Source organism: Paenibacillus sp. VTT E-133291 (assembly GCF_002264395.1).
Taxonomy (GTDB): domain Bacteria; phylum Bacillota; class Bacilli; order Paenibacillales; family Paenibacillaceae; genus Paenibacillus_AQ; species Paenibacillus_AQ nitricinens.
Window position 1 is genome coordinate 1 of record NZ_NFVA01000129.1, and the last position, 13770, is coordinate 13770.

At 46.0% G+C, this 13770-nt stretch carries 8 protein-coding genes and 1 riboswitch; of the genes, 6 read left to right on the forward strand and 2 right to left on the reverse strand.

Going from position 1 to position 13770, the window contains the following annotated elements; genetic code table 11:
- Positions 1-150: 150 nt before the first annotated feature.
- On the reverse strand, positions 151-459 hold the full coding sequence (locus CA598_RS29195; protein ID WP_094878749.1) for an MTH1187 family thiamine-binding protein: 309 nt from the start codon (positions 457-459) through the stop codon (positions 151-153).
- A 376-nt stretch (positions 460-835) separates the two neighbouring features.
- Positions 836-1069, forward strand: a riboswitch (cobalamin riboswitch).
- A 217-nt stretch (positions 1070-1286) separates the two neighbouring features.
- On the opposite strand from CA598_RS29195, the gene CA598_RS29200 reads away from it, so the two are divergent.
- The 4 genes from CA598_RS29200 to CA598_RS29215 all read left to right on the forward strand — a co-directional run bounded on the left by CA598_RS29200 (position 1287) and on the right by CA598_RS29215 (position 7452).
- Positions 1287-3272, forward strand: coding sequence for an anaerobic ribonucleoside triphosphate reductase (locus tag CA598_RS29200; RefSeq protein WP_094874466.1), 1986 nt, complete (start codon positions 1287-1289; stop codon positions 3270-3272).
- A complete protein-coding gene (gene nrdG, locus CA598_RS29205) occupies positions 3269-3784 on the forward strand; it encodes an anaerobic ribonucleoside-triphosphate reductase activating protein (protein WP_094874467.1) in 516 nt (171 codons plus the stop codon). Before CA598_RS29200 ends, nrdG begins: the two co-directional genes overlap by 4 nt.
- Positions 3785-3839: 55 nt before the next feature.
- Positions 3840-6173 carry a ribonucleoside-diphosphate reductase subunit alpha gene (locus CA598_RS29210; protein WP_094874468.1) on the forward strand — a complete coding sequence of 778 codons (2334 nt, stop codon included), beginning with the start codon at positions 3840-3842 and terminating at the stop codon, positions 6171-6173.
- Between the two features lie 247 nt (positions 6174-6420).
- Positions 6421-7452 (forward strand): ribonucleotide-diphosphate reductase subunit beta, encoded by a 1032-nt coding sequence (locus CA598_RS29215; RefSeq protein WP_094874469.1) that lies wholly within the window; start codon positions 6421-6423, stop codon positions 7450-7452.
- Between the two features lie 172 nt (positions 7453-7624).
- On the opposite strand, the gene ssuE is transcribed toward CA598_RS29215, so the two are convergent.
- Entirely contained in the window at positions 7625-8173 is a 549-nt protein-coding gene (ssuE, locus tag CA598_RS29220) for an NADPH-dependent FMN reductase (RefSeq protein WP_094874470.1), read from the reverse strand.
- Positions 8174-8670: 497 nt separating this feature from the next.
- On the opposite strand from ssuE, the gene serS reads away from it, so the two are divergent.
- Both serS and CA598_RS29230 read left to right on the forward strand, forming a co-directional pair.
- Positions 8671-9957 (forward strand): serine--tRNA ligase, encoded by a 1287-nt coding sequence (serS, locus tag CA598_RS29225; protein WP_094878750.1) that lies wholly within the window; start codon positions 8671-8673, stop codon positions 9955-9957.
- A 378-nt stretch (positions 9958-10335) separates the two neighbouring features.
- Positions 10336-13770 (forward strand): chitobiase/beta-hexosaminidase C-terminal domain-containing protein (locus tag CA598_RS29230; RefSeq protein WP_179283794.1); only part of this gene is annotated, 3435 nt, incomplete at its 3' end.

Sequence of the window (13770 nt, forward strand, 5' to 3'; positions counted from 1 at the left end):
TGAACCCCCGGCCTACGCATTACGAGTGCGTTGCTCTTCCCCTGAGCTACACCAGCTTAAAGCTGATTTTTCTGTCAAACAAAAAATATTATACAACTTCCACCTAGAAACGCAAGCCTATTTTCTCTATTTCCCTACTCTCCCGAACTGCTATTCCATCTGTAGTTTACGCTCCACAGATTCCAGCTTTCCACGGCTAGTGGAGGGTTTATCTCGGCGGTCGTCTATTTTAAGTGAGGTAGAGACACGCTCTGCACCTGTGGCAAAAGGAGACTCGTGCAGCGCCTCGACTGCAGCAAAAATACGCTGAAGAGGCCCTTCGATAATTGTACCCATGGATGTAAGCTCATAAGTAATCCCTTCTACCGTCTTCAGCACTCGCTGCATATCTGCAACATAGCCGCTAAGGCTCGTACTACCTGTTCCAATCGGAATAACGGTTACTTCAGCAATAGGCATGGGAATACCTCCTCGGAATTTTAAAGTATGTGTCTCCTTCTATTGTAACAACTCCACCGCTCTCCCACAAATGATCTCAGCTTTATTATGCCCCTTCTTCTTTCCCCAAAAAATTCTCCGAAATATGACTTTCGCCACGGGTATTTTTTCTTACGTGAATTCTAGGGTCATCTGCACTACATTTATGGACTCTTTGTGGCATCTTTTCGGACAATTTATGAATCATTTTTCATATGCCTGTGGATCAATTGTGGATTACTTATGGACAGCCTGTGGATCATTTGTGGAGTACTTTTGAAGAACCCGCTCCCCGCGCGGGTTTTCTAAAAAACTGTTTACAAACACAACATCTTGGGTTATTTTTATCTAACGACAACAAAATATAGTGGAGACAGGCGCTTTGATCCTTAATCGGAATTAGAGCTTAATAGGGAAGTACGGTGAAAATCCGCTGCGGTCCCGCCACTGTAACCGGATGCCCTTTACAAGCTTTTAGAAGCTAAAGATGGGCAGATCTCCTGGCAGAAGCCACTGAGGGTAAGAACCCCCTTGGGAAGGCGCTGAGAGGTCCTACGGAAGCCAGGAGACCTGCCTGTTTCGACGACACCAACTATGAGTGCCTGCGAGGAACAGGAGCGGTGTCCGCATGCGGTCATCTTCTTAGAGACCACTACAAATATCTGTGTGGATATTTACATAACGCATCGGGCATTTTCAGCCATCCTCGCTAGGGGATGCTTTTTTTATGAGATCACAATGAATATACGGCCGCTTATGCGGCCCCACTTCTTAATGATAGGACGATAGACTGAGAGGAGAGCTATACAATGACGTTGTTGGAGAGACAATTTAACGGTACAACAAATGCACGGGAAGTTCTTTTAGAAGAGCTCATTGATTTAGGACGCGATATTATCGACAGCCGGGATTTGGACTTGCTGCGCGAGAATGCCAATTTGAACGGAGAGAGTTTCTCCGGTAAAATGAGCAAGTTCGGCAGTGAATATTCAAAATGGTACGCCCGTAACTTTACGATGCCGCCGCAGCTGGTGCAAGCCATTGATGACAATGTCGTCTATGTGCATGATCTGGATCAATACGCAATCGGAACGACTAACTGCATTTTTATCCCGTTTGATAAGCTTCTCCGAGAAGGCTTCAACACCGGCAACGGCAGTGTTCGTCCTCCGAACTCCATAATGACAGCTATGTCACTAGTAGCAATCATTTTTCAATCCCAGCAAAATGCTCAATATGGCGGCGTATCCGCCAATAAACTCGACTATGATCTGGCACCTTATGTAACCAAATCCTTCGCTAAGCTGTTCCGCAAGGGTCTGGATTATTTTGATGAGGGACAAGCTAATGAATCTTTGGGCGAGATCACAATGAGCCGGACCGATCTGGCGGAGGTATATCCGAAATCGTTCCGTTATGCACTGAAAGAAACTGAAATCGAAACCCTGCAAGCGGCTGAAAGTATGGTACATAATCTCAATACCATGTCCAGCCGATCCGGCGGGCAAATTCCGTTTACCAGTATCAATTATGGTACTTGTACTTCACCAGAAGGTCAGCTTGTAATCAGCTCCCTGCTAACAGCAACGATGAACGGGCTTGGCAGCGGAGAAACACCTGTATTCCCTATTCAAATCTTCAAATGCAAGCAAGGAATCAACCAACAGCAAGGCGATCCTAACTATGAATTGTTCCTAAAAGCAGCGGAATGTTCTGCACGCAGACTGTATCCGAACTTTGCTAATCTAGACGCTCCGCTCAACTTGCAGTATTATGATCCAAGTGATCCTGATACGGAATTTGCTACAATGGGCTGCCGCACTCGAGTGCTCGGTGACCGTTTTGGGCGTAATCATTGCTCCGGGAAGGGCAACCTTTCCTTTAATACACTGAATCTGGTTCGGCTCGGTCTGGCACACGGCACAGTAACAGGCCGGCGTACCGTCGCAGACGAAGCTGGCTTCTATGAGGATCTAAATCACTATATGGACATTGCGCTGGAAGGACTTCTTCATAGGTTCCGCATCCAAAGCGCGCAAAAAGCTAAAGCATCCGATTTCATGATGCGAGAAGGCGTCTGGGAAGGCGGCGAAACCCTCGCTCCTGAAGACTCTGTAGGTGAACTGCTGAAGCATGGTAGTCTGTCGCTCGGCTTCATCGGTATGGCGGAATGCATGAAAGCCATGTACGGCAAACACCATGGCGAGGATATGGAAGTCCATGCCAAGGCTGTGGCTATCGTACGTCATATGCGGGAGTATTGCGACCGGAAAAGTGAAGAACTGAATCTCAACATCACCTTGTTCGCAACACCAGCCGAGGGTCTGTCCGGTAAATTCACCAAGATTGATCGTAAGGTATTGGGTTCTATTCCAGGCGTAACTGACCGTGAGTATTATACGAACTCTTTCCACATCCCTGTATACTATGATCTAGGCGCTGCTCAGAAGATCAGCTTGGAAGCTCCTTTCCATGAATACTGCAATGCCGGGGCTATTTCTTATGTCGAATTAAACGGTAATGCCCGCAGCAATCCAACCGCTTTTATCAAAATCATTAAATACGCACTAGAACAACAGGTCAGCTACTTCAGCATTAACCATCCGATTGACCGCTGCTCAAGCTGCGGATACGAAGGCGTAATTGGGACAAACTGTCCTTCCTGCAACGCACATGAGAATGACGTGCACATCCGTCGTTTGCGCAGAGTTACAGGTTATTTAACTGGCGACTATCAGACCCGCTTCAACGCCGCCAAACAAGCCGAAGTACGGGATCGTGTTAAGCATCTATGAATATTTGCGGATACTATCCGGAGTCGATTAACGAGGGAGAGGGCATGCGGGCCGTCCTCTTCCTCAGCGGCTGCCGCCATCGTTGCCCGGGATGCTTTAATCCCGAGACATGGAATTTTAAATATGGAGAAGTTTTCACCTTAGAACGTCAACATGAAATCATTGCAGAAATCGCCGCTAACCCATTGCTGGATGGTTTAACACTAGCAGGCGGCGATCCTTTTTTCTCGGCAGAAGAGGTACTTGGGTTCATTCATGAGCTTCGCGCCGTGCTCCCAGGCTTCCCCATCTGGATTTACAGTGGGTATACGTATGAGGAACTAAACGCCCTTCCCGGTTCTCCGGAGTGGAATCTACTTACACAGTGTCAGGTATTAATAGATGGACGTTTTATAGAAGAATTAAAAGATACTACACTTCCTTACCGAGGAAGCTCTAACCAACGCATAATCGACATTCCGGCCAGTATGAACGGCTCGGAGGTCTTTCTGTGGCAGCCTACTGCGCTATAATATATCAATTTTTGATATTCAAAATTAATCCAAAATAAGAAGGGATGAAATAACCATGCCACAATTCGTAGTAAAACCAGATAATCGCCAACTGGCTTTTGATGAGAAACGCCTTTCCATATACGCCGACCGTATCTTGGAGGGTCTTGATCAACTAAATAAAGAAACATTGCTGCGGGGAGTAATTTCCAAACTGCGCCGTGACTCCGTAAGCGGAGAAGAAATTAGCAACGCCTTCACTATGAGTGCCCTAGAACTTGTAACAAAAGAAGAGCCTACTTGGAAGTTTGCAGCTGCCCGTGCCCTTCTGACTACCCTTTATAAAAAAGCAGCCGTTCACCGCCGCTATAAAGCTTATCCAGAAGAGCCTTACGGTGAGCTGTACCCTCTAATCACGGATCTTGTTAAAAAAGGAATCTACCGTGAGGAGCTTCTAACGCATTACACTAAAGAGCAAATCATCGAGCTAGGTGGATGTATCGATTATACACGCGACCTTCTATTCGATTACATTGGTCTGCTTACGCTATCTGACCGTTATTTGGCGCATGATTTTGACGGCCGTGTAATGGAGCTTCCGCAAGAACGTTACATGATTATCGCTATGTACCTCATGCACCGTGAGCCAGCCGAGAAACGTCTTGAGCTTGTAAAAGAAGCTTACTGGGCTATGAGCAACATCTACATGACAGCTGCTACCCCTACCATGTCCAATGCCGGTAAAAAGGTCGCTGGACAGCTCTCCAGCTGCTTCATCGATACGGTGGACGATTCCCTAGAGGGTATCTTTGATTCCAATACAGACGTAGCGCGCCTTAGCAAAATGGGCGGCGGTATCGGCGTCTACCTGGGTAAAGTACGGGCACGTGGTTCGGATATCCGTGGTCACAAGAACACTAGCTCCGGCGTAATCCCTTGGATTCGCCAATTGAATAATACCGCAGTCAGCGTAGATCAGCTAGGTACTCGTAAAGGTGCTGTCGCTGTCTACCTTGATGTATTCCATAAAGATATTCTCGCTTTCCTCGATCTTAAGCTAAATAACGGTGACGAGCGCATGCGTGCCCATGACGTATTCCACGGTGTAACCCTGCCGGACTTGTTCATGGAAGCTGTTGAATCACGCAGCCACTGGAACCTCTTTTGCCCTCATGAAGTGAAGAAGGTTATGGGCTGGACGGATGAGGATGGTCGTCCGCTGGGTCTGGAAGACTTCTACGATGAAGAGCTTGGTAAAGGTACTTTCCGTGAAAAATATGCTGAAGCTACAGCCAATCTGGAATTGTCCCGTATTACCGTTCCTGCGATCGACATCATGAAACGGATTATGAAATCACAGCTCGAAACAGGTACTCCGTATATGTTCTACCGTGATACGGTGAACCGGACGAACCCGAACCGCCACCAAGGTATGGTCTTCTCTTCCAATCTGTGCACAGAAATTATGCAGAATCAATCCGCTACCGTGATTGAACAGGAAGAATTAGTAACCAAAGATGGCAAGACCCGGATTGTTATCTCCAAGATTCCTGGCGATTTCGTAGTCTGCAACCTGAATTCGATTCACTTGGCACGTGCGATTCCAGCTGGCGTGCTGGAAAGACTTGTACCTATCCAAGTACGTATGCTGGACAACGTAATCGACATCAATAATATTGAAGTTCTGCAAGCACAATACACGAACAGCCAGTACCGCGCAGTGGGTCTCGGCACATTCGGCTTGCATCACCTATTAGCACTCAAGGGCATTCGTTGGGAATCTGATGAAGCCGTAGAATATAACAATCATTTGTATGAACACATCAACTACCTGTTGGTACGTTCGAGCATGGAGCTTGCCCGTGAAAAAGGCCGTTATCCGAAGTTCGCCGGTTCCGATTGGGAGACAGGTGCGTACTTTACTTCACGTGGCTACGTTAGCGGTGAACAAGAAGGCAAATATGTAACCACAGAACAATGGCGCGAGCTGCAAGAAGAAGTGGCTAAAGACGGTGTTCGTAACGCATGGATGTTCGCGATTGCACCGAACGGCTCCACATCGATTATTGCCGGCTCCACAGCCAGCATTGATCCTTTGTATGAACTGCTTTCCTATGAAGAGAAAACAACTTACAAGATCGCTAACCCGGCACCAGATCTGTCCGACAAGACAATCTGGTACTATAAGACAGCTTTCACCATTGACCAAAACTGGTCGATCCGCATGGCTTCCGCTCGTCAGCGTCACGTCGATCAAGGCCAAAGCTTCAACCTGTATGTTCGTCCTGACATCAAGGCTACCGAGTTCCTTGAGCTGCATCTGAACGCCTGGAAGGGCGGATTGAAATCAACTTATTATGTGCGTAGCCGTGCTTTGACAATAGAAGAGTGTGATTCTTGCGCTAGCTAATTATCTTAGTGCCCTGAATAGAAAAACGATGATGAATTTCGTAACTGCGAGGAATGTTTGGGCTTCCGGCCGCTGTTGTCATCAGATGTCTTGATCTTTACCGCTATTAGCGGATGACATCCGATGACAAAGGCGGTCGCTGACGCCCCTACAGCTCCAAACTTCCTCTCCGTTACTCCATCACCGTCTTTCTATGAACAAGACACCAAAGAAAGATTACCCGCGCAAAAAAATGGAGGGATAAGAAATGCAATTACAAAAGATTTTTAATACTGAAGCACCTAACCAATCCACACGCATTATCGACGGTGAATGCTCAGGCATTCTGAACTGGAATGATATCCGCATGCCTCATATGTACAAGCTGTACAAGGTCCTTCTGCTTAATCACTGGATCGCGGATGAAATCCCAATGTCCAAAGATGCGCAACAATTCCCTATGCTGGATGCAGAGGAGCAACGTGTATTTAAGATCAACATCTCCCTGCTCGCTGTGCTGGATTCGATGCAGACGATGTTCGTCAGCGACGTGAAGCGTTATTTCACCGACTCCTCACTAGAAGCTATTTCTGCCATTATCGGGCAACAAGAAGTAGTGCATAACCAATCGTATTCCTATGTTCTTTCCTCTATCGTGTCGGATAGTGAACAGAAAGAGATTTTCGAGTATTGGAAGAAAGATCCGGTTCTACTGGAGCGCAACCAATTTATCTCCGATATTTATCAAGAGTTCCGTGATAATCCAACGAAACAAACCTTTTTCCATGCGTTGGTAGCAGATCTCATCTTGGAAGGAATTTTCTTCTACAGCACTTTCGCCTTCTTCTACAATCTGGCCCGTGACCAGAAGATGATGGCGACCAGCCAAATGATCTCTTATATTCAACGTGACGAGAATCAGCACTGCTACTTCTTCGCAGAAGTATTTAAGCAGCTGCTCGTAGACTTCCCTGAGCTGAACACCAAAGAAAACATGGATTACGTATACCGTACCATCGACCGCGCGGTAGAGCTTGAAACCAACTGGGCTTACTACACTCTCACTAATGTTCGTGGCATTGACCTTAACGAGCTTAGCGACTATATCAAATATACAGCGAACAAACGTCTGACTTTGATGGGTATGGAAAAAGCTTACCAAGGTGTTGATGTTAACTGCATGCCTTGGATCAAGCCTTTCTCCGACGATGCGCTGAATGCTACGAAAACTGATTTCTTCGAAGCCAAGTCCCGCAACTACGGTAAGGTTGGCGATGATAACGGATTTGACGATTTGTAAGACTGGACTATAACGATCCATAGATAAAAAAGAGGCCATTCTCTACTTTTACAGTGAGATGGCCTTTTGGCTATAGCAAAAAAGCGTCTCCTCAACCCTTACATCAGGAATGAATGAGACGCTTATATATTTGTTATGAATCCATCAGAAACAGAATGCCTACTGCTGAGTCCTAAGCCTTGCGCTCTATTCGATGTGTAGTTTCTTCTGCCAGCTCAGCTAATGCATCATTCAGTCGCAGCTTCAGCTCCTCAGCAAGCTCTACCACGCCGTGATCATTACGAACCACCTGAGAATCCACGGCATACACTCCACCAAGAATGTAACGTGCACCGAGTACAGACAACACAGGTTTCAAAGCATAATCAATCGTGAGGAGATGTGCAAGACTGCCACCCATGAAGAGCGGGAGTACGATTTTGCCGGCCAATCCCTTTTGCGGAACTAGATCCAAGAAGGTCTTCAGCACGCCTGTATAAGAGGCTTTATAAACCGGGCTAACCACGATTACCGCATCCGCTTCAGCTACAAGGCCATTCGCCTTGACGATAGCATCGCTCTCAAACTTGGTGTGAATCAGATCTTCCGCTGGCAGCTCAGCTACGTTAATACGCTCAACCTCAAAGCCCTGATCCGTTAAGCTTGCCTCCGCATACTCTATAACTGCATTGATACGCGATACCAGGGAAGGCGTTCCGTTAATCACAACAATTTTAGCCACTTCTCCACCTCTTTCATCCCACTTGAGCAGCTCACACTGCAATATTTAACCCGACAGGAATACTTTAAATTAATATTAATCCTATCGCAGATTAGATATTATTGTCAAACCATAAACGCTTGCGCTCATCCCACTCTTGCGATATACTAAGCAACAATATTAAATCCAAGAATCAGGCCAATGATCGGCATCCAACCGTGAGGCGTCTGCGACCGGAGCCTATAATGACTCCCTAAGTTCACCGGGTTTCGCCCGTTACCGCGAAGACCAAAGAGGGTCGATTCTTTCCTGTTGTTAAGGAGATTCGATCAACCTGGGTGGCACCGCGAGCTGACGCTCCTCGTCCCATGGATGAGGGCGTTTTTTGCGTTTTTTCAAGCATAATCACCTTCGTCGTCCTTATAAGGACGGTAAGTGTTTGTGCGAGAAATAGAAGGATAAAGTGAAGGATGAACCTTACACTTCCTTATCTTTTAAACAAAAAGGAGCGAAACGGTATGCTGGAAATGAACTGGATTAAGGATAATCAGGAACTTGTAAGAAATACTGCCACCTGGAAAAGAGTCGACTTCCCACTGGATGAATTGCTGAATTGGGACGAAAAGCGCCGAAGCCTGCGACAAGAAACAGAACAAATAAGAGCCGAACGTAATGGGCGAACCAAAGAGGTTGAACAATTACTACGTAAGGGTGACCGCCCTGCTGGAGAGATCGTCAAAGCACAGGTACGAGAACTCAATAATAGGCTGAACCTGCTGGAAGCAGATTTGAACGAGGCTGAACGCTGCTGTAGAGAGCTCATGCTGCTCGCACCGAATCCGGTGTCGCAGGATACACCCATCGGCCACGATGATAACGATAACGTAGAACTGCGGTTGAACGGAGCGGTGCCGGAATTCGGCTTTACACCTCGTGATCATGTGGAGCTAGGTGAACTCCACGATATCATCGATATCCCTCGTGGCGTCAAAGCAGGCGGCCCCCGCAGCTATGTGCTTAAAGGAGCAGGACTGATGTTACATCTTGCTGTACAGAGACTAGCCCTAGATGTGCTCACTGCACGCGGATTCACCGTGATGGATGTTCCTGTAATTGTCCGCCCTGAAGCGTTGGAGCGAACCGGATTCTTTCCCGGTGGGATGGATCAGACGTACGAGCTCAGCGGAGATAATCGCTGGCTGGTTGGCACATCGGAAGTGTCGCTAGTTTCGCTTTACAGCGACGAGATTGTAGAGCTTGATACACCGATGCGACTAGCTGGAATGTCGACTTGCTTCCGCCGTGAAGTCGGATCAGCGGGGCGAGATGTGCGCGGGCTGTACCGTGTTCATCAATTCTCGAAGATTGAACAAGTCGTCTTATGCCGAAATGACGAAGGTGTCTCGGACCATATGCTTCACGAGATCCTCGCAAATGCCGAGCACATCCTTCAGCTCTTAGAGCTCCCCTATCGAGTCATGGCTGTCTGCACAGGGGATATGTCCCTGAAGACGCATAAGCAGTATGATATCGAGACATGGATGCCTAGCAGAGGCGCATACGGTGAGACCCATTCGGCTTCTAATCTACTCGATTTCCAAGCTCGCCGATCGGGCATCCGTTATCGGAATGCTGATGGTCGCTTACAATACTGCCATACCTTAAATAACACCGCAGTCGCTACACCAAGAATTCTGATCCCGCTGCTGGAGAATCACCAGCAAGAGGATGGTTCTATCTACATCCCTCAGGCGCTGCGCAAATATATGGACGGATTAGAGCGGCTAGAGCTTCTACAACAGTAATCTGTTTTATCCAAGTGAATTTGAAATAAATAATGCCTATTCACTTCTCAACAAGAAGCTGAATGGGCATTTTTTTGTTCTAAGACCTCCCAAATAATCGAGCCTAACAACGCCTTCTCTATGTGTTATTCAAATGTAAAATTTAACTCATATATGGGATTATTCATCCTCCAATAAACACTAGATTTTAAGGATTGTTGTATTTACGCACTATTTTCAGCCCCTATTCTTATGCGAAAACAATAACTTTTTATTTTTTTATTTTAATTTATAGAACCTTTAATTTATATTAATGCAAACCAACCTTTCATTTTACATTTGAATGATAAGATTTAGTAGGTTTCTAATAAAAGATTTGAGGGGAGAATACTTATCCAAATGATTATTTCTTCAAGAGTAAGGAAATGGTGGGCTAGTGGACTGGCAATATTAATGCTTGTCGGCAGTGTGCTACCAGCAATTCAGACTGCCGAGGCAGCACCGGATAATAGCAATGTTGTTATCTCACAAGTCTATGGCGGTGGAGGAAACAGCGGAGCAGAGTTTAAGAATGATTTTATTGAATTATACAATCCTACCAACAAACCAGTGGTCTTGACTGGATGGAAAGTCCGATATACTTCCGCTACTGGAACCTTTAGCACCGGAACAGATTTAACAGGAACGATTCCTGCAAATGGATACTACCTTGTCCAAGAGGCTGCAGGAACCGGAGGAACTACTGCACTACCTGCTCCTGATGCTACAGGTATCCTAGCTATGAGTGGAACAAACGGTAAAGTCGACTTGGTTGACCCATCGAATAATACAATAGATTTAGTTGGCTACGGTACAGCTACAGGTGTTGAGGGAACTCCAACCCCTGCTCTCACCAACGCAACAGCCGCTATTCGTAAAGCCGCAGCTGGTGCGCCAGCAGATAGCCGTGGTCTAGATACGGACAACAACGTTACGGATTTTGTTGTTCAAGCAGCAAGTCCACGCAATAGTAGTTATGGTAAAGCACCGGAGACAGCTAGCTCCGTAGTAGCTTCCCCAGCCGCTAATGCCTGGCCGGTAGGTACTGAAATCTCTCTGAATTCTCCGACAGTTGGAGCATCCGTCTATTCAGCTGTTTATGGAGCAGCTGGTTCAACTGATTTCCAACCTTACACAGGGCCTATTACCTTAACTGAGGACACTACAATTAAGGCGTATGCTTCAGAACCAAATATGCCGGATAGCCCTATAACGGCTTTTGATTACACAATTCTGACCAAAACAGACGTCGCAACAGCACGCCTTGCTAGTAAAGGCCAGAATATTTCAACAGAAGGTATCGTAACTCACATTAATGCAGCAAAAATGTATATTCAGGATGAATCCGGCGGGATCGTACTTTACGGATTCCCAGAGTTCGCCAACGTTGGAGATCGTGTTGAAGTTAGTGGCACGATGGATATCTACAGCAACCTGCAAGAAATCAAATTCCAAAGTGGACTTCAATATTCTGTCGCTGCGAATGATGTGGGTGTTCCTGCACCTAAATTGATTACAGCAGCTGACTTGTCTGCAGCGAACGGCGAAAGTCATGAAGCTCAGCTAGTTACTATGAATAATGTGACCATAGACAATGTAAATGGAAATACAGTGACTGCAAGTCAAGGTGGACAGCAATTCACAATTTTCTCTACCCTGCCTAAACTCGTTAAGGGTAAAACCTTTGACAGCATTACTGGGGTTATTGAGCAATATAATACAACTTATCAATTCATTCCACTTAACGAAAACGCTATGGTGGAAGAAACCTTTTCTGTAATGGCGAGCCCTGGTGCAGGTCGCATCATTAAAGGAAGTGCTGTGACTCTATCCAGTCCTACCCTTGGAGCACAGATTTATTACACGACTGATGGAACAGAACCAACCGCAGCAAGCAAACTTTATTCAGATCCAATTATAGTTAGTAAAGATCTTACCCTCAATGCAATTGTCGTAGCAGATGGCAAGACCAGTAAAGTGTATACCTTTGCTTATAAAGCTTCTGATCTCCCTCGTATCCATGATATCCAAGGAGAATCTCATACTTCTGAGTATGCAGGCCAGAACGTTACTGATGTTGAAGGCATCGTTACCCAATACGGATACACTTTCGCAACTGGCGCTTATAGAGGTTTCTTTATGCAGGACCCTCAGCCGGACAATAACGTGAACACATCGGAAGGTATTTTCGTTTACAGCACAAATGCATCCCTTAAGCCTAAAGTTGGAGATTTAGTGCGCGTTAATGGAGCCGTTTCCGAGTATAACGAAGGAAGTGCGAGCAATCTAACCTCCACTCAAATTAATATGACATCACTAACAGTAGATTCCTCTTCTAGTTATACTGTGCCTGAACCTATCGTACTTGGCAAAGGTGGAAGAGCTATTCCTTCTTCCATCATTGATAATGACGGCATGGCGGATTTTGAACCTAGTGAAGATGCTATTGATTTCTATGAATCGTTAGAAGGTATGCTTGTAAAACTCCCTACCCCTACGATCATTAGTCCTTACTGGACAAGTGGTAGCGGAAATTCCATGCTTTATAACATCCCTACAAGAGTAGAAAATGATACTCCTGATGTCATCACACCAGCTGGTGGACTAGTTCTAAAGGAATATAACCAATTCAATCCTCAGCGCCTTATCATTGCCTATGGAAATCCGGGTCAAGAAGTCATCACCGGAGATAAGTTCGCTGGAGATGTTACAGGGGTCATCGGATACAACAATGGTAATTTCAAAGTAATTCCGGAGAACGGTAAGCTGCCAACCATTACCCCAAGTACCTTTAAACAAGAAACAACTACTCTTGAGGTTAATGAGGACAAGCTATTAATCGCTTCATACAACATTGAGAACTTCTACCCAGGTGTCGGAGCAACAAAAATCCAGAAGCTTGCCGACTCCATCACGAATAATATGAAAAAGCCTGACATTATCGGCGTGGTCGAAATGCAGGACAGCAATGGTGAAACCGATAACGGAATCACTGAAGCAAGCGCAAACGAGCTAATTAAAGCTATTGAAACCGCTGGCGGTCCTGTATACAAATACACAGATATCGCTCCGGAGAACAATAAGGATGGCGGAGCCCCAGGCGGAAACATTCGCGTAGGATTCCTGTACAACCCTACAAGAGTACAGCTTGCAGACAGTGTAACTGGACAAAAAGGCTCTGCTACACAATCCGTCGGCTACAACACAGCGACAGATAAGCTAACTTACAATCCGGGACGGATTGATCCAACGAATGCCGCATTTGCAAGTTCACGTAAACCCCTCGCTGCACAATTTATTTTCGGCGGCGAAAAAGTGATCGTGATCGCAAACCATTTCAATTCAAAAGGCGGCGATAATGGTCCTTTTGGGAATGTTCAGCCCCCCGTATTGTCCAGTGAAACACAACGTCATAAAATTGCAGCAGTCGTAAACGGATTTGTCAAAGAGATTCTGACTGCAAATCCTAAAGCCAACGTAGTAGCGCTTGGCGATTTGAATGATTTCCAATTCACTAAAACTGCAACAATCTTAAAAGGCTCAGAGCTAGACAATTTGATCGATACACTGCCTTTAAATGAGCAGTATACGTATACCTATGACGGAAACTCTCAAGTACTAGATCATATTCTTGTCAGTAAAAATCTAACGCCTTCTTCAAAAGTAGATGTCGTCCATCTAAATGCGGACTTCTCACCATCGAAAGGTCGGGTATCCGATCATGATGCGGTTATGGCACAGATTGATTTCAATACTTCTGAACAATTCCCGTTAACTGTTCTACACACCAACGAT